Origin of the sequence: Streptomyces blastmyceticus (genome assembly GCF_039521185.1) — a bacterium.
Lineage (GTDB): Bacteria > Actinomycetota > Actinomycetes > Streptomycetales > Streptomycetaceae > Streptomyces > Streptomyces blastmyceticus.
In genome coordinates this window covers 216981-242595 of the sequence record NZ_BAAABW010000013.1, presented here as the reverse complement: position 1 = coordinate 242595, position 25615 = coordinate 216981, and the positions used below count along the sequence as shown (strand labels likewise).

The 25615-nt window shown below is 68.5% G+C and carries 19 protein-coding genes; 10 read left to right on the top strand and 9 right to left on the bottom strand.

Going from position 1 to position 25615, the window contains the following annotated elements; translation table 11 throughout:
• Positions 1 to 636 precede the first annotated feature (636 nt).
• From ABD269_RS11275 to ABD269_RS11255, 5 genes are all read left to right on the top strand, one after another.
• On the top strand, positions 637 to 1341 hold the full coding sequence (locus tag ABD269_RS11275) for a Tellurium resistance (protein WP_344117661.1): 705 nt from the start codon (positions 637 to 639) through the stop codon (positions 1339 to 1341).
• A complete protein-coding gene (locus ABD269_RS11270; RefSeq protein ID WP_344117660.1) occupies positions 1311 to 2756 on the top strand; it encodes an NRAMP family divalent metal transporter in 1446 nt (481 codons plus the stop codon). The genes ABD269_RS11275 and ABD269_RS11270 overlap by 31 nt, the downstream gene beginning before the upstream one ends.
• An 854-nt stretch (positions 2757 to 3610) precedes the next feature.
• Positions 3611 to 4573, top strand: coding sequence for a hypothetical protein (locus tag ABD269_RS11265; RefSeq protein ID WP_344117659.1), 963 nt, complete (start codon positions 3611 to 3613; stop codon positions 4571 to 4573).
• Positions 4574 to 4593: 20 nt separating this feature from the next.
• On the top strand, positions 4594 to 5274 hold the full coding sequence (locus ABD269_RS11260) for a hypothetical protein (RefSeq protein WP_344117658.1): 681 nt from the start codon (positions 4594 to 4596) through the stop codon (positions 5272 to 5274).
• Positions 5255 to 6121 carry an inositol monophosphatase family protein gene (locus ABD269_RS11255; protein ID WP_344117657.1) on the top strand — a complete coding sequence of 289 codons (867 nt, stop codon included), beginning with the start codon at positions 5255 to 5257 and terminating at the stop codon, positions 6119 to 6121. The genes ABD269_RS11260 and ABD269_RS11255 overlap by 20 nt, the downstream gene beginning before the upstream one ends.
• A 75-nt stretch (positions 6122 to 6196) precedes the next feature.
• On the opposite strand, the gene ABD269_RS11250 is transcribed toward ABD269_RS11255, so the two are convergent.
• Positions 6197 to 7405, bottom strand: coding sequence for an ArsB/NhaD family transporter (locus tag ABD269_RS11250; RefSeq protein WP_344117656.1), 1209 nt, complete (start codon positions 7403 to 7405; stop codon positions 6197 to 6199).
• Between the two features lie 68 nt (positions 7406 to 7473).
• On the opposite strand from ABD269_RS11250, the gene ABD269_RS11245 reads away from it, so the two are divergent.
• On the top strand, positions 7474 to 13449 hold the full coding sequence (locus tag ABD269_RS11245) for a WD40 domain-containing protein (RefSeq protein WP_344117655.1): 5976 nt from the start codon (positions 7474 to 7476) through the stop codon (positions 13447 to 13449).
• A gap of 51 nt (positions 13450 to 13500) precedes the next feature.
• On the opposite strand, the gene ABD269_RS11240 is transcribed toward ABD269_RS11245, so the two are convergent.
• From ABD269_RS11240 to ABD269_RS11225, 4 genes are all read right to left on the bottom strand, one after another.
• Positions 13501 to 13974, bottom strand: a complete 474-nt coding sequence (locus ABD269_RS11240) for a flavodoxin family protein (protein ID WP_344117654.1) — start codon at positions 13972 to 13974, stop codon at positions 13501 to 13503.
• 219 nt (positions 13975 to 14193) lie between these two features.
• Positions 14194 to 15585 (bottom strand): C4-dicarboxylate transporter DctA, encoded by a 1392-nt coding sequence (gene dctA / locus ABD269_RS11235; protein WP_344117653.1) that lies wholly within the window; start codon positions 15583 to 15585, stop codon positions 14194 to 14196.
• A 137-nt stretch (positions 15586 to 15722) separates the two neighbouring features.
• Entirely contained in the window at positions 15723 to 16778 is a 1056-nt protein-coding gene (locus ABD269_RS11230; protein WP_344117652.1) for a tartrate dehydrogenase, read from the bottom strand.
• A gap of 72 nt (positions 16779 to 16850) precedes the next feature.
• Complete coding sequence (locus tag ABD269_RS11225; protein WP_344117651.1) at positions 16851 to 17735, bottom strand: LysR family transcriptional regulator; 885 nt, start codon at positions 17733 to 17735, stop codon at positions 16851 to 16853.
• A 247-nt stretch (positions 17736 to 17982) separates the two neighbouring features.
• Between ABD269_RS11225 and ABD269_RS11220 the strand changes: the two genes are divergently transcribed.
• The gene (locus tag ABD269_RS11220) at positions 17983 to 18990 is read left to right on the top strand and encodes a hypothetical protein (protein ID WP_344117650.1); all 1008 of its coding nucleotides are present in this window, start codon (positions 17983 to 17985) and stop codon (positions 18988 to 18990) included.
• A gap of 221 nt (positions 18991 to 19211) precedes the next feature.
• Here ABD269_RS11220 and ABD269_RS11215 read toward each other — a convergent pair whose 3' ends face one another.
• Entirely contained in the window at positions 19212 to 19607 is a 396-nt protein-coding gene (locus ABD269_RS11215; protein ID WP_344117649.1) for a nuclear transport factor 2 family protein, read from the bottom strand.
• Positions 19608 to 19946: 339 nt separating this feature from the next.
• Here ABD269_RS11215 and ABD269_RS11210 point away from each other — a divergent pair, with 339 nt between their 5' ends.
• Positions 19947 to 20201 (top strand): thiamine pyrophosphate-binding protein, encoded by a 255-nt coding sequence (locus tag ABD269_RS11210; protein ID WP_344117648.1) that lies wholly within the window; start codon positions 19947 to 19949, stop codon positions 20199 to 20201.
• Between the two features lie 182 nt (positions 20202 to 20383).
• On the opposite strand, the gene ABD269_RS11205 is transcribed toward ABD269_RS11210, so the two are convergent.
• Complete coding sequence (locus ABD269_RS11205; protein WP_344117881.1) at positions 20384 to 21538, bottom strand: lipase/acyltransferase domain-containing protein; 1155 nt, start codon at positions 21536 to 21538, stop codon at positions 20384 to 20386.
• Here ABD269_RS11205 and ABD269_RS11200 point away from each other — a divergent pair.
• Positions 21464 to 21664: a hypothetical protein gene (locus tag ABD269_RS11200; RefSeq protein WP_344117895.1), complete on the top strand. Its 201-nt coding sequence runs from the start codon at positions 21464 to 21466 to the stop codon at positions 21662 to 21664. The genes ABD269_RS11205 and ABD269_RS11200 overlap by 75 nt on opposite strands.
• Positions 21665 to 22012: 348 nt before the next feature.
• On the opposite strand, the gene ABD269_RS11195 is transcribed toward ABD269_RS11200, so the two are convergent.
• Positions 22013 to 23065 (bottom strand): sensor histidine kinase, encoded by a 1053-nt coding sequence (locus tag ABD269_RS11195; protein WP_344117647.1) that lies wholly within the window; start codon positions 23063 to 23065, stop codon positions 22013 to 22015.
• Positions 23058 to 23699, bottom strand: a complete 642-nt coding sequence (locus tag ABD269_RS11190; protein ID WP_344117646.1) for a response regulator — start codon at positions 23697 to 23699, stop codon at positions 23058 to 23060. Before ABD269_RS11190 ends, ABD269_RS11195 begins: the two co-directional genes overlap by 8 nt.
• A gap of 307 nt (positions 23700 to 24006) precedes the next feature.
• Between ABD269_RS11190 and ABD269_RS11185 the strand changes: the two genes are divergently transcribed.
• Positions 24007 to 25056 (top strand): sphingomyelin phosphodiesterase, encoded by a 1050-nt coding sequence (locus tag ABD269_RS11185; RefSeq protein ID WP_344117645.1) that lies wholly within the window; start codon positions 24007 to 24009, stop codon positions 25054 to 25056.
• The last annotated feature ends 559 nt before the right edge of the window (positions 25057 to 25615 follow it).

The window sequence follows — 25615 nt, the reverse complement described above, 5'->3', positions numbered from 1 at the left end:
CCGGAATGCAGGTGAGACCCCGATCGTTCCTGGGGTTCGTCGCGGGGCGGAACAACGTTGGCGATCGTCGCCGACGTCGTTCCGCCCCGCCTCTGTATTCTCGTGGCCTCGTATCGGCTGAACGTGCGCCCCCGAGCTAGCTTGCCGGCTTGAAGAGCGTGCGAAAGGTTGCGGGCGCCGCTCCATCGCAATTCGCGCTGCACCACGGGGCCTGTCGGCTTACGGCGTGGCATTTTACTTGCATGCACTGCTGGGTATTCTTATACTCTGAGCTGACCGCATTTCATCTTGCGCTGTTGCCCAGACGGTGAGCGGTAGTTGGCCGCCTTCGCCCCTCTGATTCTCGAACCCTGTCATCGCCTTGGCTCCTTCCATCACCTGAAATCTTGCCTGTCGGCAAGCGATGGCCCATCGGCGCGGACACAGTGCTGTGCCACCCACGAAGGTTTTTTCATTCACTCCCTTTGATGGACAGCCCCGGATCTTGTGCCGCATATCTGCCGGCTCAGAGGCGATCGCCAGAAAGGACAGTGGGCCATGTCATGGGAATATCGACGCAGGGGTAAAACGCCTTCCTCTCGCACGCTGGCACCCACGTCGCCGACCGAGATGGGCGGCAGCCTGTGGAGCTACCTCATGCACAGCCGCAGTCATCCCAGGGGAAGCACATTCAAGGATCCGCAGCACAGCCGGCTGTCCAAGGGCCACCCGGTGGTCTCGCTCGCCGACCATGGCGCGACAGCCGGCACTCTGCGGGTGAACCTGACCTGGCAGGCACCCTCGGCCGCGGTCCTTCCGGAGCGGGCACTCCTGCTCCCGTGGCGGGCGAAGCGGCCTGCTCCCTGGCAGCAGGCGCAGGGTCCGGTCATGGTGACCGTGGACTTGGACCTGGCCTGCATGTATGAACTGGCCGACGGGCAGAAAGGCGTGGTCCAGCCACTCGGCGGTCTCTGCGGCAACCTCCACCGGCCGCCGTACATCACGCTGGGCGACGACAACCGGTTCGGCGCTGCGTCGGGTGAAACCCTCTACATCAACCTGGACAAGGCCGACCAGTTCAAACGCCTGCTGATCTTCGCCTACATCTACAGCGGAGCTCCGGCCTTCAGTCGGGTGCACGCTGCCGTCACCCTTCACCCGCCGACGGGACAACGTCTGGTGGTCGAACTCCACGAACAAGACCCCCATGCCCGCTCCTGCGCGGTGGCGCTGATCGAGAACCGTGACGGGCAACTGACCATGCGCCGTGAGGCGCGCTACGTCTACGGGTACCAGGCAGACCTCGACCGGCTCTACGGGTGGGGCCTGCAATGGGGCCGAGGTCACAAAGCCATCGAGTGAACGACAGGCCATGGCCGCCACCGGGGCCGCACCCGGGCTGCGCCGCACAGGTAGAGGCAACATCACGTGAACCGCCAGTGGCAGCGGGAGAAGGTGTCATGCCGACAACGCCTGGTTCGAAGTCCACATCCGCTTCGTACGTGCCCGGCGCGCAAGCACGCCATCCCCGCACACACACATGGCGGGCCCGGCCTGTCACCTGGCGCACCTATCTGCGTGCGGTCGGCCCTGGACTGGTCGCCGGTGCCTCGGATACCGATCCGACCACGGTTGCGACCATTGCCGTCATCGGAGCAGACACCGCCTATGGCATGGGCTGGTGTGTTCTGCTGCTGTTCCCGGTCATCGTTGTGATCCAGTCGGTCGCCACCCGGGTCGGAATGGCCAGCCGGCTGGATCTGCAGGAAGCGGTCACGGCGATCTATCGTCCGGCTCTCGGCCGATTGCTGCTGGGGTCGATTCTGTTAGTCAACATCGTCACCGTCGCCGCGGACCTGGAGGCCGGTGCCACCGCCCTCGGACTCCTCACCAGCCAGGACTGGCACTGGTTCGCGGCTCCGCTGTCCCTGGTACTGCTGGCGGCGGTGATGCTGCTGGGGTACCACGTGCTCCAACGGGCCATGAAATACCTTCTGCTTGCCCTCCTCGCATACGCCGTGGCCGCGGTACTGGCGCACCCCGACTGGGCCGCAGTGGCCCGCGGAAGCCTCATCCCGCACCTGCACTGGAGCCAGGACTTTCTCTTCAACGTGCTGTCACTGATCGGCACCACCGCCACGAGCTACGTCTACGTCTGGCAGACGATCTCCCAGTCCGAGGAGAAACTCCCCTGGCGGTGGCACCGCGTCCGGCAGTTCGACGCCCTGGCGGGCAGCCTCTTCGCCACGCTGGTCTTCTGGTTCATCCTCGTCGCGACGGGAGCCACTCTGGGGGTGCGCGGTCTGCGCATCAACACCGCCCAGGACGCCGCGCAGTCCCTGCGCCCCGTGGCCGGAGCCTGGGCCAGTGACGTGTTCGCACTCGGCCTCCTGGCCTCCGCCCTGGTGGCCCTCCCGGTCATCATGGCCACCACGGCCTACGTCACAGGAGCTCACCTCAACTGGCGGCGCGGACTGTCCCTCCGGCCCCGGGAAGCACCGAAGTTCTTCGCCGCGATGGGGGCGTCCGTCGCGGCCGGTCTGGCTGCCACCTATGCCGATCTGTCTCCCATCCAGCTCCTGTACTGGGTCGGCGTCGCCGGAGCCATCGGCACCCCTGTCGGCCTGGTCATGCTCCTGCGAGTCGCTTCGCACCCCGGACTGATGAACGGGCGCGTCCTCGGAGTCCCGATGAAGGCTGCCGGATGGGCCATCACGACAGTGATCACGACGGTCAGCGCACTGGGGCTCTACCAGCTGATCACCACCGGGCCCTGAGACGGGCCCGCACCTTCGACTGACCGTACCGGGCGACCGGATGGGAGGGAACTGCAGGTGTCAGAGGGACAGAATCCGCCGGCAGGCAGTGCGGACCTGAGCATCGGGGCAGCGATGTCCGAGATCGAGGACCTGCACACCGCACTGCGCGCCACCGGTCACGGACCCCGCCGGACCAGGCTGCTCGTCGAACTCGCCCTGGCCGGCCAACGCCTCGCAGACCTCGCACTCGCCCTGTCAGGAAGCGGAGAAGCTGCTACGCGCCGTTCGCGGTGGGAGCGCCGACGTGTACTGGCGGCTCGCGGAGCCGCCTGGATTATCACGTACACGCGTCACAGCAGGCCCATTCCCCCTGGGAAGTGATCCCCGGAGCTTTTCCATGCGTACGGCTTGAGGGTGGGTTGACGGTGACGTGGGCGGCCTGGTGTGCGGCGAGCGTCTGATGGAAGGCGGGCAAGCCCATGTCGCAGGTCCAACCGGCGGCTAGAAGTGGAATCGAGTGCTCCGAATTACGTAACACTGGTTTCGGCTGACCGAAATAAACGACGAAGCGGGCCGCTGACCTGCACGTTCGCTGCGTTAGAGTGCCGCGGCCCTCCTGGCCCGAAGCGCAAGGAAGCGGACATCTAGCGCAAGGTGGGCGCTAGTTCTCCTTGGCGGCGCTCGCTCAAGTTCCTCACCACCGGCGCGCGTCGGACGCAACCAGTCCGCTGCCAGCAGATCAGCGGATCAGGACACCGACGCACATGACCCCGCGCACCGGTCGCGATGCGGACCACCGGCTTACGGCTCCCTATCTCCTTCACCCTCGCCCCTCCTACGATGAAGTTCTCCCGGGGGAAGGGGCGTTGGCCATGGCGGTCAGAACCGACGGAGCCGGTCGGCGGGTCGAGAATGCCGTCGCCTGGACCATCAAGAACCTGGACGCGGTCGTCGCCATGGGCGCGGCCCTGGTCATCGGGTTGCTGGAGATCTTCGACCATCATTTCGAGGCGGGCATCGGCTCCGGGGCGACCCTGTTGGTGCTCGGTGCGCTGGTCTACGGGAACCTCGCCGAGCGGCGGCACCGGATGGCCGACATCCGCGAGGCGACGACCGGCGCCCAGCGGGCGATCGAGGATCTGGTCATGGTGCGGTCGTTGTCGGGTGGCGACCTCGAGCAGGCGCTGGACCGGGCCCGTCAGACCACCGAGCGCTGGGTGTTCAAGGGCGGGACCGGGACGTATCTCCGGGCGGTGACGCTGCCGGTCTGCGTGCAGCAGGCGCGGATCCACCGCCGCCCCCTCTCCATGAAGATCGACATCGTCAATCCGGCAGACGAGCGGGCGTGTGCGGCGTACGCGCGTTTCCGGCAGACCTTCGCCCACCGGCTGGAGTTCATGCCGTCCGATGCCTGGAGTGCCGACCGGGCCCGGAAGGAGTCCTTCGCCACGGTGCTCGCGGTCTGCTGGTACCGACAGCGGCTGGACACCCTGGAGGCCGACGTCTACCTGTCCTCGGGCGTGCCCACGCTCCGGTTCGACCTGTCCGACTCCTGCCTCATCATCACCCAGGACGACCCGAGACGGGCCAATCTGCTGGTGGAACGCGACCGGCCGCTCTACGACTACTACGTCACCGAGCTCCATCAGAGCAGGGAACAAGCGGCTACCGTCGATCTGCGCCGGGCCGAGCCGCTGAGTGAGGAACCGACCGTCGATGAGGCTCACCGGCTCTTCGAGAGCATCGGACTGTCTCTGCCCACGGCCTTCTCCGAACGGGATGTGGGCGAGATCCTTGACAAGGCGCTGCATGCGGAGAACCCCTACCGGAGGTGACCCGCGCAGCTGGAGGCGCCGTGGACTACCGATCAGTGGACCACCGGCTGTTCGAGCAGGCAGTGGACGGCCGGTGCGGAACGGAGCCTTTGGTGCGGGCCGCCTGTTCCGCGCTCGACGACATCGCCACCGGGCGGCGGGAGGTACGCGCCGTCCGGCATCCCCTGGGATTTCTCTGTTTTCCCGTGGAACGCGACGGCGACTGCGGTGTCTGCATCCACGTCTTCCGTGACGGGCCACGCGGGGCGACGACCGCGCTGACCACGTCGCCGGTGCATGCGCACAGTTGGGACCTGACCAGTTGTGTGCTATACGGACAGCTGGTGAATGTCCGGGTGAAGGTTGTGGATCGTCAGGATCGGCCCACGCACCGTGTCTTCGAGATCGTCAGTGATCCCGCGGGAGTCGACGTACTCCGGCCGACGTCCCGTCTGGTCGTCTACAAGGCCGGCGTCCGGCGGACCAGCGACGCGGGAGAGGTGTACACCCTGCCCGCTGGGGAGTTCCACACGACCATGCTGTCTCGCGGGAGGGCCGCGACCATACTGCTGGGCTGCTCCCGGCAAGGCGGCAGTGACCTCTCCCTCGGGCCGCTGCATGGCACGGGACACCGGGTGGTACGAGAGCAGTGCGACGCCGTACAGTCCGCTCGAATCGCGGGCTCCGTCCTCAGGAGGATCCATGCTCCTCACCACCGATGATCCGCAGGACCCGGCACGGTCCGGCGTCCGGTTCGCCGCCGAGCACCGGCTGGCGGTGAGTGCCGCGTGCGAGGCCGGGGCGCTGCTGCGCTCGTACCTCCGGGGTGAGAACTCCCAGCCCTGTGCGGTCAAGCCCAAGGGGTGTCTCGGTGACGTCGTCACCGATCTGGACACGCTGGCCGAGGAGGTCATCGTGCGGCAGATCCGGGCGTGCTTCCCGCACGACCGGATCCTCGCCGAGGAGTCGGGGGTGCTGGCCGGTGACGCCGCCAACGGCCGTACGTGGCTGGTGGATCCGCTGGACGGCAGCAACAACGTGGCCATCGGTCTGGCCTCCTGCGTGGTCGGCATCGCCCTGTGCGCGGGTGACGCGCCCGTCGTCGGCGTGGTGCACGAGCCGGTCACCGGCAGGACGTGGTCCGCGCTCCAGGGCTGCGGGGCCCGGGGGCCGCACGGGCCACTGAGGGCCGTTGCCCGCACGCCCTCGTCGGCCGGGCCGCTGCTGGGCTGGACCCAGGGGTATGGAGTGGCCCGCGACGACCTCCGGGCACGCACGCTCAAGGCAGACCTCGAGCGCGGCTCCCGGCGGCTGCTCCAGCTGTGGGCTCCCTTGCTGACGTGGTCCATGCTGGCCCGTGGCGACATCGACGGGTTCGTCGGCTACCGGGCGGAGGCCATCGATCTGCCGGCGGGGGCCCTGCTGGCTCTGGAGGCGGGGGTGGAGATCCGCGCTCTGGACGGAGGGCCGTTCCACGGTGGTGTCACCGGTCCCGACAGCGACCGAAGCTTCGTCGCCGGACGGCCGGAGGACATGCCGCGCCTGCTCGACATGGTCAACGACGGATGAGAAGCCGTACGTGAGAGCCCTGCGTGGCGCCCGGCAGACAGGGGCCTGCCCGGCCGGCACAGCGAGGCGGGCCCTTCATCCCGCCGCCGCGAGCGCCACGGAAGCCGCCAGCACCGACCCCACCGCGAGCACCGCGCCGGTGCCCATGAACCGTGTCAACGGCACCTTGACCTGCTGTGCGTGACAGCGTTCGAACCACAGCAGCGTGGCCAGCGAGGCCCACGGAGTGATCACCGGCCCCGCGTTGGTGCCGATCAGCAATGCCAGCAACTGGTCGTGATTGCCCACGGGGACGGCGGACTCGGTCGCCAGATAGACGGGCAGATTATTGAGCGCGTTGGACATTCCCCCACCGACCGCCCCGGCGCGGAGCATGCCGAGCGCCCCGCCGTCGGAGCCCACCGCCGTGGACAGCACGGCGTGCAGCCCGTGGACATCGAGCGTCTCCACGGCCAGGAACAGACCCGGAACGAGGACCAGCAGCCGCCAGGGAACCAGGGACGCGCGCAGCACCGACCGCTGCCGCACCGCGTGGACCGCCACCACGACCGCGGCGGCCGAGGCCGACGCCACCCACAGCGGGACGACATCGAGCAGGAGCAGCAGCACGAAGGCCGCACACGCCGCCCCGCACACCCAGAACACCACCGGGTCGGCGGGCCGGTACGCCTCCGGTGGCACGTACGCCCGCGCCCCCCGCTTGCCGGGCCGCCAGTAAAAGAGCCACAGGCACCCCATGGTCACCGCTATCGCCGCGAGCTGAGGAGCCCACATCCGCGCGGCCAGCCCCAGGGGGTCGAGCGCCACCCGGTCGGCGGCCAGCAGATTGGTCAGATTGGACACAGGCAGCAACAGGCTCGCCGTGTTCGCCAGCCATACCGTCGTCATGGCCAGCGGCACCGCCGCGATCCCGACCCGTACGGCCAGTGCCAGCATGACCGGGGTAAGCAGCACCGCCGTCGTATCCAGATTGAGCGTCATCGTGGTCACCGAGGCGAACACCACACACAACACGAACAGCGCACCGTAACTGCCTCGGCCCGCCCGTGCCACGCCCGTCGCCAGCACGTCGAACACCCCGGCCCGCCCGGCCAGTTCGGCCAGGACGATGACCGTGCCGAGGAAGGCCAGTAACGGCGCGATCCGCCCCATCGCGTCCCGCGCGTGCCCCATCGGCAGTGCGCCGGTGGCGACGCACAGCAGACCACATATCAGTATTCCCCCGGCCAGCCAGTCCAGCCTGTGCAGACGCTTCACAGCCCTCAAGGCGCGATCACCAGACATGGTCAGAGCATCGCACGGGCACCGCCCGATACGGTGACCGGCGGCACGAGGTTCCGTACCATGACCTCATGGTCCTCAGGCGTGAAAACGCGGTGCACCAAGGGTTGTTGGACTTCTTCATCAGCTACTCGCCGGCCGACGAGCGCTGGGCGACATGGATCGCCTGGACCCTGGAAGAGGCCGGCTACCGCACCGTCGTCCAAGCCTGGGACTTCGTGCCCGGGACCAATTTCGTCGATTTCATGGACCGCGGCGTGAGCCAGTCCGCCGCCGTGATCGCCGTACTCTCCCACCACTACGAGACCTCCCGCTACGGCCGCATGGAATGGCAAGCGGCCCTCCGCGCCGACCCCGACTCCCCCGACCGCAGGCTGATCACCGTCCGCGTCGAGGACATCCCCGTCGAGGGCCTGCTGGCCACCATCACCTACGTCGACCTGGTCGGCGTCCAGGAAGGCCCGGCCGCACGCGACCTGCTGCTGACACGCGTCGGCCAGGCGCTCGCCGGACGGGCACGCCCCGAACGGCACCCCGGGTTCCCCGGCGGCCCGCCCGTACCGTCCGTCCCGATCCCGACCCCGCCTCCCCCGTCCGGCCCGCACCCCGGCGACCCGGGCCGGAACGGGCGGCGCCGTCCCGCCACACAGCCCGTCTACCCCCTGGCGGCCGAAGACGCCCACACCCGCCAGGCAGTCTCCGTCCTGCAGCTCGCCGGCCCCGGCTTCGGCCGGGGAGCCGACCCCGCAGAACTCCAGGCCACGATCTGGGGCAGCCTCGTCGAACTCACCGACGCCGGAGCACCCGCACCCGACCTGCTCGTCGTCACCGGCGACCTGACCGCCTCCGGCGGCCCACGCGAGTGCGACCAGGCCCTGACCTTCCTCACCGGACTGCGGGCCCGCCTCGGACTGGCCGCCGACCGGCTCGTGGTGGTCCCCGGCAGCCAGGATGTGAACCTGGCCGCCTGCCGCGCCTACTTCAGCTCCTGCGAGGCCGACGAACTGCAGCCCAGAGCGCCCTACTGGCCAAAGTGGCGCCACTACGCCCGCCTGTTCCAGGAGCTCTACCAGGGCCTCGACACCGTCTTCGACGCCGACCAGCCCTGGAGCCTGTTCCCCATTCCCGCGCTGCGCACCGTCGTCGCCGGCCTCAACTCCTCGATGGCCCACAGCCACCGGCCGGACGACCAGTACCCCTGGCTGGGCCCCGAACAGGCCGCCTGGTTCGCGCAGGCCCTGCGCCGCTACGAACAGGACGGCTGGCTGCGCCTGGGAGCCATGCGCCATACGCCGGAACCCCGCCGGCCGATCGACGGCGGGCGGGGCACCGCCGAACACGCCTGGGCCGGTGAGCGTGCGCACCGCCACGGCCCCGCCGTGCTGCGCGACACCAACACCCTCGCCCGCCTCGTCGCCCCCCGCCTCCATCTGCTGCTGCACGGTCCCCACGGCGCCCCGCGAAGCGCGCCGGACTCCCCCACCGCCGCCACGCTGCCACTGGCGACAGGCGAGCTGCCGGTCATCGGCGCCTCCGCTCCGGCCCGGTACCAGCTGCTCCGTATCACCTCCGAGGGCCTCACCCGCTGGCCCGGCCGGCCACCCTGGCAGTGGGAGACATCCTGGCGCAGCGCAGGGCACGTCTTCGGACCTCCGCGCCCGCCGACCGCGTCCCCCACGGGTGATGCCGAGCCGTCGCCCGTCCTCGACCCCGCGATGCCGGGGGCGGCCGGGGGTGCGGGCGCGGAGCCCGAGAACCGTGCCGTGCAGAGCCCCGTGGACGCCCTCGTCGCACGGGTGGCCGAGGTCTGCCGCGTCCGTTACGAGGGGGTTCATCTGCGCCGCATCCCCGGCGACATGCCCGGGCTGCTGGCCACCTGGACCGAAGCGGGCTTCGTCCGGCAGCAGCGCATCGCCGTCTGCGCCGACGGCCTCGGGCCCGAGGAGGCGCAGCAGCTCGTCGACACCCTTCGCGCGGCCGGCACCGACACCGAAGCCGTCCTCGTCCACGCAGGCCCGCCCCTCCCCACCGAGGTACGCGAACTGGCCCGGCGCCGTGGCGTCCTCGTCCGAAGCTTCACCGAGTTCCAGGGCCTGCTGGACCTGCGCGACTACGTGGCGACACAGACCCAGCGGATCGGCGCGGACCCCCAGTACCCGCCCGGCCTCTATCTCCCCCAGCGCTACCGGGAGATCGAACGGCCGGGGGCGATGGAACGCGACGCGATCGTGGACGATCTCCTGCGGCTCCTGGAGGCCGAGCACGGACGCTTCGTCCTGCTGCTCGGCGAGTTCGGCCACGGCAAGACCTTCGCCCTGCGGGAACTGGCCCGCCGCCTGCCCACGGAACTGCCGCACCTCACCCCACTGCTCATCGAACTCAACACCCTGGACAAGGCACACTCCCTCGACGGCCTCGTCGCCGCCCATCTGGCCACCCACGGCGTGGACAGCATCGACCTCCGCGCCTTCCGCTACATGCTCGGACAAGGCCGGATCGTCCTGCTCTTCGACGGATTCGACGAGCTGGTCCGCCACGTCAGCTACGACCGGGCCGCCGATCACCTCCAGGTGCTCCTCGACGCCGCCGTCGACAACGCCAAGATCGTGGTCACCAGCCGCACCCAGCACTTCAGGTCCCAGGCACAGGTACTGACCGCGCTCGGCGAGCGCGTCGGCCTGCTGCCGCAGCGCCGGCTGCTGGCGCTCCAGGAGTTCAGCCCGGAGCAGATCCGCGCCTACCTGGCCGCCCGTTACGGCGACGACGTGGCCGCCGACCGGCGCCTGCGGCTCCTCGAAGCCGTTCCCGACCTGCTCACGATGTGCCGCAACCCGCGGCTGCTCAGCTTCGTCGCGGGCCTCGACCACGAGCGGCTGCGCACCGTGACCGGCGCCGGGCACGCGCTGAGTCCCGCCGGCCTCTACGAGGAAGTCTTCACGGCCTGGCTGGAGTTCGAGGAGCGGCGCGGCCGCGGCGGCCAGGGCGGCCCTCCCGGTCTCAGCCTGCACCAGCTGTGGCGCGCCGTGACGACGCTCGCCCTGCGGCTGTGGGAGAGCGGCGAGAGCGGCCTGCGTCTGGACGAGTTGACCGATGTGGCCACCGCCCTCACCGAACTGGCCGACAGCAGGCTGTCGGTGCCGCAGGCGGCGCACGCGGTCGGTTCCGGCAGCCTCCTTGTACGCACCGACGACGGCCTCTTCCGCTTCATCCACAGCTCGGTCGTCGAGTGGCTGGTGGGGCGCGAGGTGGCAGCCGGTCTGAACGGGACGGCCGAGGGAGCCCTGGGGCTCCTGACCCGCCGCCCGCTGAGCCAGCTGGCGGTCGAGTTCCTGTGCGACATCGCCGACCACCGCACCTGCCGCGAGTGGGCCGAACGCACCCTGGCCGACTGGCCGGACGGCGGCGGGGAAGCACAGCAGACCGCCAGGGCCAACGCCATCAAGGTGCTCAGCAGGCTCCGTGTCCCCGCCCACGCGGACCTGCGGGGCGCCCTGCTGGCCGGCGAGGACCTCTCCTACCGCGACTTCTCCGGCGTCGACCTCACCGGTGCCGACCTGACGGGGGCCAGCCTGGTCGGTGCGGGCCTGTCCCGGGCAGTACTGCGGGGCGCCCGGCTCGCAGGCGCCCGGCTCGCCGACGCCGACCTGACCGGCGCGGACCTGCGCGACGCCGACCTGCGCGGAGCCCGCCTGGTACGCGCCACCCTCAACGGGGTCCGGGTGACCGGAAGCCGCTGGTACCAGGCCGCACTGATCAACACAGCGGCCGAAAGGGAAGTGCTCGACAGCCCCGAGCTGCGGTTCGCCTCCATCGCACCCGGACTCCCCGCCGAACCCGGCCTGCGGCCCTCGGCCGTCGGAGTGCCGTACGGCTACGGCATGCGCACCGGCCGACTGCCCGAGCCCCTGGCCTTCAGCCCCGGCGGCGAACTGCTCGCACTGGGCAGCGACGACGGCGGAGTCCTGGTGTGCGACGCCGCCACCGGCACGGCACTGCGCACCCTCCAAGGCCACACGGCCCGCGTCTACGCCGTGAAATTCCGCGGGCACATGCTGGTCACCGGCGGAGCGGACGGCACCGTACGCCTGTGGGACCCGGTCGCCGGCACCTGCCGCCACGAACTGGACGTCCACAGGGACGGCGTATGGCCCGTCTCCCTCGACAGGTCGGGTACCCGACTGGCGACCGGCGACCCCGAAGGCACCGTCACCCTCTGGGACACCGCCACGGGATCCGTCGCCCACCGGCTCCCGGGCCACCGGGCGCCCGTCTACACCGCCGTCTTCAGCCCCGACGGCACCCTGCTCGTCACCGGGGACGACGACGCGGCGGTACGCCTGTGGGACACCGCGACCGGTCACCTGCTCGGCGAACTCACAGGCCACCACGGAGCCGTCTTCCGCACCGCCTTCAGCCCGGACGGGGCCCTGCTGGCCACCGGCGACAGAGGAGAGGACGGCGGCCAGGGCACCGTCCGCGTCTGGAACATCGCAAACCGGCGGCTTCTCCACCGGTTCACCGGGCACACCGGCCGCGTGTACACCCTCGCCTTCCACCCCGGCGGCCGGCTCCTGGCCAGCGGCGACACCGACGGACAAGTACGGCTGTGGGACCCGGTCACCGGCACCGCCGCCACCGATCCCGTCAAGACCCGCGGCGGAGCCGTCTACCAGGTGGTCTTCGACCCCGCGGGAACCCTCCTCGCCGCAGGCGACAGCGACGGCGAGGTCCGCCTCTGGCAAGTCGCCCACGACGCGGGCACCTGGTCGGCCACCCCGCTGCGCCGCCAGCCCGACGACCACCAAGGGTCGGTCTGGGCCTGCCTCTTCCGCCCCGGGGGCGGCGCCTCGGACGGGGGCCCGCTCCTGGCGTCCGTGGGCAACGAGGGCGTGGTACGGCTGTGGGACACCTCCACCGGACAGGGCCGACGCATCCTGCGCGGCCACGGACGGAAGGTGACCGGGCTGGCGTTCAGCACCGCGGGCGACCAGCTGGCCGCCTGCGGCAACGACGGCGTGGTACGCCTGTGGGACACCTCCACCGGCTGCCGGGTGCGTGAACTGTCCGGCCGCGGCGACCGCCTGGTATCGGCGGTCTTCCACCCCCGCAGCCCCGTGGTCGCCACCGCCAGCAGCGACGGTGACGTCTATCTGTGGGATGCGGCCACCGGTGAGTACGAGCGCGAACTCGACGCCGAGACCGACCATGTCTGGGCCGAGGCCTTCAGCGGCGACGGCGAGCTCCTCGCCACCGCCAACGACGACGACACCGTCCGGCTGTGGTACCGCAGCACGGGCACCCTCGTGGCCAACCTCGCCCAGCACCGGGGCCGGGTCCGGTCGATCGCCTTCCGCAAGGACGGATCGGCCCTGGCCACCGGCTGCGACGACCGATACGTACGCCTGTGGGACTTCGCCGCCGACCGCCTCGTCGCCGAACTCGCCGGGCACGCCGACCGCGTGTACGCGGTGGTCTACGGCCCGGGCGACGCCTGGCTGGCCAGCGCCTCCTGGGACGGCCAGGCGATCATCTGGCAGGACGGCAGCGCCGTCCACCGGTTGCGCGGCCACTCCGGAAGACTGTGGGCCGCCGCAGCCCACCCCACCCGTCCCCTGCTGGCGACCGGGGGCGACGACCGGACCGTACGGCTGTGGAACCCCCGCACCGGCGCCGAGGCCGGCCGGCTCACCGGCCACACCGGCCGTATCCTCGCCCTCGCCTTCAGCCCCGACGGCTCGCTGCTCGCCAGCGGAGGCGCGGACGGCACGGTCCGGCTGTGGGCGGTGCCGGCCGACGGCACCCCATCGGCACGGGCCACACTGATCGGGATGCAGGGCGGCTGGGCGACCCTGACACCGTCCGGCGGCTACAAGTACGACGGCGACGTGGCAGGAGAGTTCTGGCACGTGGTGGGCATGTGCCGGTTCGAACCGGGCGAGCTCGACGACCACCTGCCAGGTGTACGGCGGCTGGCCCTGGACGCCACGATCCTCAGCGCCCGGCCATCCGGCGCCCCACTGTCACCTGGAGACATCTCAGGGCTTTAAGAAGACGAGGGCGACATCATGGGTGCGACTCGGCTCAGGCCGCCGGACCGGTCAGCTCACCGCGCCGATCCGGGCTCGTAGCCCTTCGGCGAACGCGCGCGCCTCCTCCAGATCGGTGGCGTTGGGCCGTGCCTTGCTGACGCCGCCGATGAGCCTGAACGGAAGCCAGGTGTCGAGCCCGCGGCACGAGAAGGTGTCGCCCACCTCGAAGCCCTTCTGCTCGAGAAGCCGCGCGAAGGGGCCGAAATAGGGCCGGAACCGCGGTTCGGGCAGGCCACTGGTCGCGAACACGAACGCCCGGCGCCGTTGCCCCTCCGGGAGCGACCGGACGAACTCGCACAACTGAGGGTGGAACCTCATCGAGAAGATTCCCGAGCCGAATCCCACGAGGTCGCAGGCGGAAAGCTCTGCTATATCGACTTGTTCGGGGGCAACAACACGGGCCTCCAGAACCTGGCCCATGACTTCGGCGATCCTCTTCGTGTTGCCATGAGACACGGAGGTGCAAACGATGATGGCCTTCACGATGATGCCCTTTCACTTCGATGATGTCTGTGTGGTGCTGGTCAGAAAGGGGATACACCCGTCGCGCACTCGTACCTCCGATCGTTTGGACCTGACACCTTAAGGACACCGCTCGAACGGAAACTGTGACATCAGAGGAATGTGGTTGCGGTCACAAGGGGAGGCCAGGGTCGACGCATACCTCGGCCCGTCCGGGAGGGCGTGTGGACCACGCCGGGCTCAACCGACGCTCTTGGCACCACGAAGGGGACATCCCTCGGCGCGTTCCGGGGCAGGGGCGTTGCCCTGCTCCTCTTCCGGTTCGGGTATTCCCGTACGAAGGACCCTGTTCACGCGTGCGGTGTCGAGGACGTGTTCCCAGCGGGCGACGACGAGGGTGGCGACGCTGTTGCCGGCGAGGTTGGTCAGGGCGCGGCACTCGGACATGAATTTGTCGACGCCGAAGATCAGCATGATGCCGGCCGCGGGTACGGTGCCGACGGTGGAGAGGGTGGCGGCCAGGGCGATGAACCCCGCGCCGGTGACTCCGCCGGACCCCTTGGACGTGAGGATCATGACGGCGAGGAGACCGAGTTGCTGGGGCAGAGAGAGCAGCGTATCGGTGGCCTGGGCGATGTAGACGGCAGCCAGGGAGAGGTAGAGGGAGCTGCCGTCGAGGTTGAAGGAGTAGCCCGTCGGTACGGTCAGGCCGACGATGTCGCGGCGTACACCGAGCCCTTCGAGCTTGACCATCACCCGGGGCAGCGCGCTTTCCGATGAGGAGGTGCCCAGGACGATGAGAAACTCCTCGCGCAGGTGACGCAGCAACCGGAGGATGTTGATTCCGAGCAGAGCCAGGACGCCGCCCAGGACGACGAGGACGAAGAAGAGCGAGGTGCCGTAGAACAGCCCGATGAGCCGGCCGAGTCCGGTGAGAGTGGAGATGCCGTACTTGCCGATGGTGAAGGCCATCGCGCCGAAGGCGCCGACGGGTGCGGCCAGCATGATGTAGTGAAGGATCTTGAACACGACGCCGCTGAGCCGGTTGACGCCATCGACGATCGGAACCCCGACGGGCCCCACGGCCTTGAGGGCGATGCCGAACAGCACGGCGAGGAAGATGACCTGCAGGATGTTGCCTTCGGTGAAGGCCCCCACGGCGCTGGAGGGCACGATGTCGGTGAGGAAATGCCACCAGCTCTGGTTCTCGCCGGACTTGACGTACTGGGCGGCGTCGCCGACGAGATGAAGTTCGCCGGGGCGGGCGTGGACTCCGGCACCGGGCTGGAAGAGGTTGACGGCGGCGAGCCCGACGGCCAGGGCGACCAGGGTTCCGGCCTGGAAGTAGACGAGGGATTTGAGGCCGACCCTGCCGACGCGGCGCAGGCTGTCGACGCCGCCGATGCCGGCGACGATCGTCAGGAAGACGATCGGGGTGATGAGCATCTTGATGGCAGACACGAAGGTGGTGCCGACCGGCTCCAGAGCGATGCCGACTCCCGGCCGGAGCCAGCCGGTCAAGACGCCGCAGACGATGGCCGTCAGGACCCAAAGGTACGGCTGCTGGTACCAGGATTTGGGCGTCTGGCCGTGGGAGGACGCGGTGGTGCCGGGAGACGCGGTTGCTGCCATGGCGTTTCTCCTCGTCGAGGAACGGGGACCCAGCCGGATGCGGTAGCGGCTTCGTCGAAGCGCCGGACGGGCGGACGGGGCCCCGGAGGTGGTGGGCGGCGTTGTCGGCGCGGCCACGGTCCCAGCCGGTGGCGCGGTCAGAGCAGTTGGAGCAGCTTCTCGGTGAATTCGGTGGTCGTGGCGCTGCCGCCCAGATCGCGGGTGCGCACGTCGGTCTTGGCCAGGACCATGGCGATGGCGTCGGTGATGTCACGGGCCGCCCGGCAATGGCCGAGGTGCTCGAGCATCAGGGCTGCCGACCAGATCGCGCCGATCGGGTTGGCGATGCCCTGGCCGGCGATGTCGGGCGCGGAGCCGTGGACCGGTTCGAACATGGAGGGGAACTCGCGCTCCGGGTTGAGATTGGCGGCCGGAGCGATACCGATGGAACCCGCCACAGCCGCGGCGAGATCGCTGAGGATGTCGCCGAAGAGGTTGGAGGCGACGACCACGTCGAAGCGGGCCGGGTCGAGGACGAACTTCGCGGCCAGCGCGTCGATGTGCTCCTGGTCCCAGGCCACCTGGGGGTGGGCGGCACCACGCTCGGCCACCAGCTCGTCCCAGAAAGGGAGGGTGTGCACGATGCCGTTGGATTTGGTGGCCGAGGTGAGCTTCCCGCCACGCCGAGCGGCCAGCTCGAAGGCGTAGTCGAGGACGCGGGTCACTCCCGCGCGAGTGAACACCGCCTCCTGGACGGCCATCTCATCGGGGAAGCCTCGGTTCAGCCGACCGCCGATCTCGCTGTATTCGCCCTCCACGTTCTCGCGCACGACGACGAACTCCACCTCGCCGGCCGTGGCGCGGCGCAGCGGGCTCTCGACTCCTTCGAAGAGGCGGATCGGCCGCAGATTTACGTACTGCCGGAAGCCGCGCCGGATCGGGATCAGCAGTCCCCACAGTGAGACATGGTCCGGTACGCGAGGGAGGCCGACCGCACCGAGCAGGATCGCGTCCTTGTCGCGCAGTTGGGCGCAGCCGTCCGCGGGCATCATCGCGCCCTCGCGGACGTACCGTTCACAGGACCAGTCGTACGAAGTGTAGGAGAGGCCGAAGCCGTGGCGGGCGCCGACCGTGTCCAGGACCTGCTGGGCGGGGGGCAGGACTTCGGCTCCGATGCCGTCGCCGGGGATCAGCGCGATGTGGTGGTGGGTCATGGACCGATTGCAGCAATCATGCCGCGGGGCCGTCCAAGACTCTCTGCCGATCTGTCTGATAAGGCGGGCTTATCAGCGCTGGATGGCGTCGAGGGCGCAGGAGGTGAAGGCGCGCGCGGCCGGGGACTGCTCGGCGCGGCGGCCGATGAGTGCGATCCGCAGCATCGTCCTCGGTTCGATGTCCAGGACCAGCGCACCGGCCCGTTCGGCCGTTGTGCGCCAGGAGTCGGTGACCACGGCCAGCCCCACGCCCGCAAGGACGAGGGGAAGGATCGCCACCCGGTGCTCCGTCTCGGCCGCGATGGTGAAGCCGATGCCGCGCTCACGCAGCCCGTCGACGTAGGCGCGCATCCCGGTACCCCGCTGCCCGACGATCAGCCGCTGTCCAGCCAGTTCCTCACACGGCACCGGTCTGCCCGCGGAGAACAGCCCGTCGGGAGGCGCGATCAACACGAAGCGCTGCTCCCCGACCTCATGGGAGATCACCTCTTTGTCGTGCAGCGGCCCCGAGGTGGCAAGGAGACCCAGCTCGGCGGCGCCGGTGCGCACCATGTCGATGACATCGCGTGAGGTGAACGCGGCCCGGATGTTCGTGGACACCCCGGGATACCGGTCGCTGAACGCCCGGATCATCGTGGTCAGCGGCTCGACCGCCTGGGACGGCATAGCGGCGATGTCCAAGCGCCCGTCCCGCAGTTCATGGACGGCCACGACGCTGGCCCGGGCCATCTCCAGACTGCGCACGGCCGTCCTGGCCGGTTCGATCAACGCGCTTCCCGCCTCGGTGAGCACGGCCCGGCGACCGATCCGTTGGAACAGGCTCCCGCCCAAGTCCCGTTCCAGCGCCCGTACGGCCTGCGACAGCGCAGGCTGGGAAAGGTAGAGGGCCGAGGCGGCCCGGTTGAAGCTCCCGTGGTCCACGATCGCGAGGAAGTACTCCAGCTGCCGGATGTCCATGCCCCCATCCTCCCTGCCCGGCATGGGAGAGCCACCTGCCCGCCCGGTGACCGCCCGCTCCTGCAAGGTGCGGCGGCGGGCTTCGGACCGTCAAATGGCAGCTCTCACACTTCTCTTACGTCGCCCCGACATGCTGACCGGCAGGTCCAGGCCGGATCCAAAACGTTCTGATCAGTTGCCGTGGTCCGGACTCTCGGCGGAACTCACGCCGCGATTCGCGACAGACACGGTGTCATCATGGAGGTGCATGTTGCCGAAGGACAGTCGCAGGCGAGCTGCAGCGGTCGTCGCCGCACTGACGGGCTTCGGGGTGGCGGCCTGCGGTACGGCCGCAGCGGCCCCGTCACAGTCTCGTACTCATGCGGCGAACTATTTGTATACGTCCATCGGGGAGTTCGACGCCAATGCCAAACCGCTGCTGGGGCGGCCCGACATCGAGGGCGTGCAGGTAGTGGTCCCGTGGGGGATGCTGGAGAAGGAGAAGAACCACTACGACTTCTCGGCTGTCGACCGGGTGGTGAGCCAGGTCGAGTCACAGCACAAGAAGGTGTTCCTCCAGATCCAGGACCGCTTCTTCGAACCTCCGGCGCGGGTTCCCGGATACCTGCTCACCGATCCGAAATACGCAGGAGGGGTCACCCCGCAGCTCAACGACGACGGCCCTGTCCCCGGCCCGCCCGGTTCCGTCGCGGCACAGTGGAACAAGAACGTCCAGAACCGGTTCCAGCATCTCCTGAAGGCACTGGCTCAGCGGTTCGACGGGCGGGTCGCCGGCGTCAACCTGCCGGAGAGCTCGGTCTCCATCGACACAGGGAAGGACAAGACACACTTCACGTGCGACGCATACTTCAACGCTGAGCTGGAGAACGCGGCTTACGCCAAGAAGGTGTTCAAGACCAGCACCGTGGTGCAGTACATCAATTTCTGGCCGTGCGGCTGGGGCGATGACAACGGCTACATGAAGCGGTCGTTCGAGTTCGCCAAGAAGCACGGGGTGGGCATTGGCGGACCGGACCTGCTCCCGTACAACAAGCCGCACATGAACAATGCTTACCGGTTCTTCAACCAGTACCGAGGCCAGCTCGGCACTGTGGCGATGGCCGTACAGGAACCCGACTTCGAATACACCAGTCCTGTCACGGGGAAGCCGTACACACGGCAGGAGTTCGTCGACTTCGCCAACGACTACCTGGGTGCGGACATCATCTTCTGGGCCACTTCTTCACCGTGGCTCCACCAGGGCGCGGGCAAGTAGAAGGCCGGAGCTCACACGGTGTGTGAGCTCCCGTAGGTCTTCTTCTCCTGTTGCGTGTACGACGAGATCGTGGCCGAGCCTACGCAGCGCCGGGTGCAGTCCGGGCCCTTTATGGGTCCGCGCGGCTGCTCCGGCAGCCGCGCGTTCACTGCACCCTCACACAGGGCCTTTTCCCGCAGGAGGCGACGGTCCGGCCCCGCACAGGAGAAGGCCGGAGAACCTCATCCGTGGAGCGGTTCCGCGCGGTGATACAGCTTGGCCGCGACAGTCCACCGGCCGTCCGTCTTCAGCAGGTTGAGGTAGTCCACCATCGTGTTGCCGAACAGCCGCAGCCGGACTTTGGCCAGCGCAATCTCCGGCGACAGCACGTCGATCAGCAGGATCTCGTCAAGCCGCGGCGCGGCTGCCTCCTGCGGCGACTGACGGCCCTCCATCACCTCGCGATACACATCCCGGGGCCGCACGACCACCTCACCGTCCTGCGCCGAATACAGCACCGCCCCCGGATGAAAGACCCGATCGAACAGGCCCATATCCTGGGTGTAGATAAGATCGAAGTAATCGCAGAGCATATCTTCGATCTCTGCAGTCACAAACTGCCGGATGCTGTTGCTCATGAGCATTTCCTTCCTGCTGCCCCCGCACCGTCATCTGAAATGCGTCCGCTTCACCAAGTCACATCACCGCAGCCCGGCAGAACGACACAACACAATCCTTCGACGCTTCGTTCCCCGCCACCAGAGGCAAAAAAGCCGCCACACCACAAGATCCTGCCAGACGTCTGATCTCTCATGAAGTGACCCACTCATCAGGCCGGACAAAGGGTTCACGCGACCAGCCCTCGGCCCACCGCGGCAAGGCACGCCGTCACATGGGTCCGGCATTCCTTCGGCACCGCGCCCTCCAGGGGCGCCCGGCGTCTTACGCATGAGTGGCTCGCGACCCACGGCTGAGCCGTGACCTCTGTCCGAGACGCGGCTCTCGATCTGCTCCGGTCGCATGGACTGACCACCTGGTTCGGCAACCCGGGCTCCTCGGAGCTGAGCTTGCTGCAGGACTTCCCGGCCGACTTCCGGTACCTGCTCGGGTTGCAGGAAATGGTCCCGGTCGGCATGGCCGACGCCTTCGCCCAGATCACCGGTCGGCCCGCGCTCGTCAACCTGCACACCGCGCCGGGCAGGGGCAACGCCCAAGGGGCCCTCTACAACTGAAGCCGCGCTTGCCGCGAAACGTCGGGGGAGGCGGGCCGGGTCGACGCTGCCGACCCGCTCAGCACCGCGACGCCGAGGCCCTCGGCCGGCCCCGGGGCTGACTGGCCTGCCCGTCGACGCCTCAACATCACCCTGACGGGCCGAGATCACAGCCTTGTGCAGCACGCTTCGGGTGACGTCGGTCATGGAGTTCGGGAGGCAGCCAGTTCTGACGCCGGGATGTCCAGCGAGAACTCGCCGCTCCGTGCCGGACCGGCACCCCAGTACGGGCCATTTTGCGAGTACTTCACGGATACGGAATACTTCCCGCTCCCCGGAAGCTTCACCCATTCGCCATAGAATTCACCGGCGCGTTCGACAACATTGTCGGCGACGCTCCCCGTCGACACCACCGCACCCTTGTATTTGACGACATGGGATTGCTCCGGAAGGCACTTGTAGTTGCTCTTTGAGGTATACCAGACACCTCCCCACTTGTAGGCGCAGTTCCGGACGCGGGTTGTCGCGCGCACCTTTCCATTTCCATCTGTTTCCAGGCAGTGCTGTACGCGCGATTCCACCAGGCCGTCCCGGCCTTCGTAGTCGTATCCGTCACCGCAATACGTGTTCCCTCTCCGTGGAGTCACGCCCTCGTAAGGGGAGGCGAGGAAGTCCATGACCTTGTTGGCCACCCATGGATCCCTGTGGATCTCGTTGTGCCCCAGGCAGGGAGTAACGACATTGGTTGCGCCTTTGACGGCCGAGGTCGTGCCGGCCCTCACCGGGAGATTGCTCGGCACTCCGCCGACGATCCCATCGCAGTAGTACCCCGGCAGTTCGTTGGTCCTGCCCTCTCCCACATTCGAGCGGAATGTGGCATACCGTGTCGGGCCCGGTGTGGATTTGACCGGATCCTCTTCGCCCTCGTTCAGCTTCTTGACGAAAGCGGACCCTTCAGCCATCTCGGCACCCTGGACGGCCAAGGCGGTTCCATGGATCGGAGCAGCGATTCCCGCCCAGTGGGCGACCAGGGAGCTTCCTCCCATTTTTCTGAGATACCAGAGCGTGGACAAGCCGCCCATGGAATGGGCAACAAGATCCACCTTCCCGTCGGGCGAGTTCTTGGCCTTTTCTTCGACGACCTTCTTGAGTTCGCCCGCGATCTCCTCGTTTCCCTTTTTTATCGAGTCGTAGCCCCAGGCGAGGAGTTCGTCCTCGACGTAGCCGGCGCTCCGGAAGTACTTCTTCATGTCGTCAAATGTTGCGGGCTTACCGCTCCATCCGTGGACGAATATGACAGGCCTTCGTCCTCCGTCCTGGCGAACGGCAGCATGTGCCGGTGGGGGCTGAACCTGCAACAGGATCGCAGTGACCGCACCTGCGGCGACAAACGAGATGAGGTGGTGTCGCACGTGGCGACCGACCGGTTGGAACTTGCCGGAGTGAGTCGACGACATGGAATTACCTTCCCCTCCATGGTTTGAGCACATGGTTGAACAGAGCCGCTGCGCCGCATGAGCGTCGAAGCCGGAAGACGAAGAGCGCGGCTTGACCGCCTCGCTCCGTTCCTCGTCCATCGCGAGAACCGTCGAATTGATCGTCTCCGGTCATCCGACACGGGGCATCGGTGTTAACCCGCAAGGTTTCTGCGGGTTTCCCGCAGCCGGACGGATAGTTCACGCACGGCAACCGCGGCTCCCTCGCGCCGGGCGAGCGCCAGTTGCTGCACACTCCGTTCTACGAGGAGCTCTTCGACGCCGTGCTGCGGCCCGGCCACCGGCTGACCGTCAAGTCCGAGCCCGACCTCACCGACCCGCGCGACGACCGCTGGATCACGTCTCGGCCCGGCGACCCCGCCTACCAAGACGACCGCCGAGGATCGGGATGGTGGCCCGCACCGTAGTGCCGCACCCGGTGCCGCCGGAGGTGAGGGAGAACGTCCCGCCGTACGCCTCGCACCGCCAGCGCATGCCCTCCACCCCGTACCCGGGGCCGGTCGCCGGCGAGGGACGCGAGAGGCCGCGTCCGTCGTCGGTGACGGACAGCACGACGTGGTGGTGGCGGTACGCCAGGGACACCCGCACCCTCTCCGCGTCGGCGTGCTTGACCACGTTGCTGAGGGCTTCCTGGACCACGCGGTAGGCGGCGAGGCACGCCTCGTCGTTCGCCATGGGCGCCCCGAGCCGGTCGCCCTCAATGGTGACGTCCACGATCAGCCCGTTCTCGGCCGCCACCCGCGCGGCGAGCGAGCGGACCGTCTCGGCCAGGCCCAGCCCGCGCAGGGCCACGGGGTGGAGGGTGGCGACGATGCTGCGGAGCACGGAGACCAGTTCGTCGAGACGGCCCACGGCTGTGCGTGCGGACGCCCGCAGCACGTCCGGGTCTTCTTCGGTGAGCGCCGCATCGAGTTGCCGTCTTGTGAGGGGCAGGAGCTGGAGCACCTCGTCGTGGAGTTCTCCGGCCATCAGCCCCGCGTAGTGTTCCTGCCTGCCGAGCAGGGCTCGGGCCCTGCCCTGCCCGAACAGCGCCCTGGCCTCGGGCCAGGCCGGCCCTGCGTACACCATCGCCACCAACAGGAAGGCCAACGCCGCGTACCCCACCTCCGCGCGGAACAGCCAGCTGCCGGCCAAGGCCGCGAAACCGCAGGCCACCATGGCCAGCAGCACACGGACCTTCGGCATCGCGCGGGCCATGACCGCCAGGACACCGGTGGCCGAGGCGACAGTGAGGGCCGCGACGGGCCGGACGGGCAGCGGTTCCTGGGTGAGGGCGTCCACCGCGTAGGCGACCGCGCCGAGGAGGGCCAGCGCCAGGCACAGGTCATGCACACGGCCGAGGACGTGCGGCCGATGGATCGCGGAGCGCTCGCGGGATCCACTACCCATGAGACCCCTGGGCCTCGTGGATCAGGCCGGTGCGCCGGGCGTAGGCGACGAGGTCGGCCCGTGTGACCAGGCCGAGCCGGTTGCGCAGCGCGGCTCTGAGGCTCTCCACGGTGCGTACGCTCAGCGTCAGGCGCGCGGCGACCTCGCGGTTGGTGTGCCCGTCGGCCAGCAGCGCCAGCACCTGCTCCTCCCGCGGGCTCAACGCCTCCTGGGGTACCGGAGCATGCGCCATTTCCACCCCGAGCGGGGGTTGGACATAGCTTCCTCCGATAGCCACCGTGCGGGCCGCCAGGACCAGTTCGGGAACGGACGTGTTCTTCGACAAATAGCCCGACGCCCCTGCGGCCAGGGCCCCGCGCACGAGCGCCGCGTCCTCGTACATGCTGTGCACGAGGATTCCCATCTTCGGGGCGGCCGCCAGCAGTGCGGGAATTGCCGACAGCACCGGTCCGGATTCCAGCACCATGTCCAGCACGAGGAGATCGGGGCGACTCGTGCTCACGGCGTCGATCGCCTCGGGTTCGCCCGAGGCCTCCCCCACCACCACGAAACCCTCCGGTTCCAGAAGCGCCCGGGTCCCGGCTCTCACCGTCAGGTGATCGTCGACCAGAACGACGGTCACGGGAGCGGTCATCAACCACCGTGTCCTGGGTATCGCATGGAAACCACGGCTCCTTGTGCGGGGACGGGACGCGTCCCACCCTCCGATACGCGACAACCACTGTCAACCATTCGCACGAACGGTAGTCGAAGCGTCGCACCATGAATTCATCGCACGCCCGGCGACGGCGTGTTGCGGCAAAGCCGCAAGAACCTTGCGGTATTTCCCGGATGTGCACGCTGGTACAACATTGAGAATCTCGATCCGCTTGGCTCTCGCTCCACAAGGCCACAGGCGGGACCAACAGCCTCACCGAATCCGCTCGGGAATGGAGAAGCAAGTGGCACTCAACCTCCCTCGCACAGCACTCGCGGTCGCCGGGGCAGCGCTGCTGTTGTCCCAGCTGCCCGTCGGCACGGCAGCGGCCGCGAACAGCGCCCCGTCCCTGAGCGTCATGGCGTTCAACGTGGAACAGCTGCCGTCCATCACCGATATCGCCGGCACCCCGGGCAGCGATCGCAAGGCCGAGCGGCGCGAGGCCGCGGCCGCTGTCATCAAGCGTGAGAACGCCGACGTCGTCGTGCTGGACGAAGCGTTCAACAAGTACGCCCAGGCGATGCGCAACGCGGAACTGAAGGAGATCTACCCGTACCAGACAAAGCTGGTCGGCGAATACTGCAGCGGATCCGACAAGTGGACGAGCTTCACGGGCAATTGCAGCAACTCCCCCTTCGTCGTCAACGGAGGTGTGACGCTCCTCAGCAAGTACCCGATCAGCGAGTCCCACCAGCTCGTGTACAACAATTCCGACTCCAAGACCGCCGACTACAAGTCCAACAAGGGAGCGGCGCTCGCGCGCCTTTCCGTGAGCGGGAAATCGGTCTGGGTCGCGGGAACCCACCTGCAGGCGGACGAGGCAGGGAGCAGCCCGGTCGAGAACACGCGCAAGGTCCGTCTCGAGCAGCTCAAGGAACTCAGGTCCTGGGCCTCGCAGAAGGCCAAGGGCGAACCCGTCGTGGTCGCCGGCGACTTCAACGTCGAGTACTACACCACGGACCCGAAGAACGGTCACGCACCCGGGGGCGTCAGCGGTGAGGTCGCCAAGGCGAACGAGGCGCTCGGCGGGGTCCTCGCGACGCCGAACACCTCGGGATACACCTACGACATGGTGAACAACCCGCGCGCCAAGCTGCGCGACGAGAACAACCGCTACGCCAAGTACCGCAACCGGCTGGACTACATCGGCTACATCAAGGGGACGGGGACCCAGCCCTCCATCTCCGACGAGAAAATCGTCAGCTACGACGGGCTGCGCAAGGGAGGCGACCCCCTGGCCGAGATTCCCTCCGACCACCAACCGATCGTCTCCCGCGTGACCGTCGGCAACTAGCGCATCCGGCCGGGCTCGCCGCAAAGGCGGCCCGGCCTCCGCCGGTGGTTACCGAGCCGGCATTCCAGGCGGGCTTCGCCGAAGCCGCTGACGCGCCGGGGTGTGCCCCACAGGCGGGTTCGCGCCGCGGCCGACGAGCTCCCCGGCCTGCGTCCAGGTGCATCAGGACACCACGGCCACGCTCGTGGACATGGCGCGTTCCGGCGCCCACGCGGGCGCGGGATCTTCGGCCTGGTGTTCCGGAAAGCCGCCGTCCACGGCGCCACTGACCCAAACCGCGGATTGGATGCGGACCAAAGCAGAATCTTGGCTGCTCCCAGCTCGGCGTTCAGGCCTTCCGAGATCTTCGCGGATTACGTTTCCGGAAAGAGACCGAGAACAGCGAAGGATAACCGCATCACCAGATAGGACGCAGCCATGGCACCAAGAGGGCCGAAAAGGAATCTTCCCCTTTTGGAGGGAAATCCCAGTTCGGCCCGGCTGAGCCTGAGCCATCGATGACCGAGCCAAAAAAATGACGATGCCCACAAGGGGACTGGAATAGACCAAGCTGTCGTAC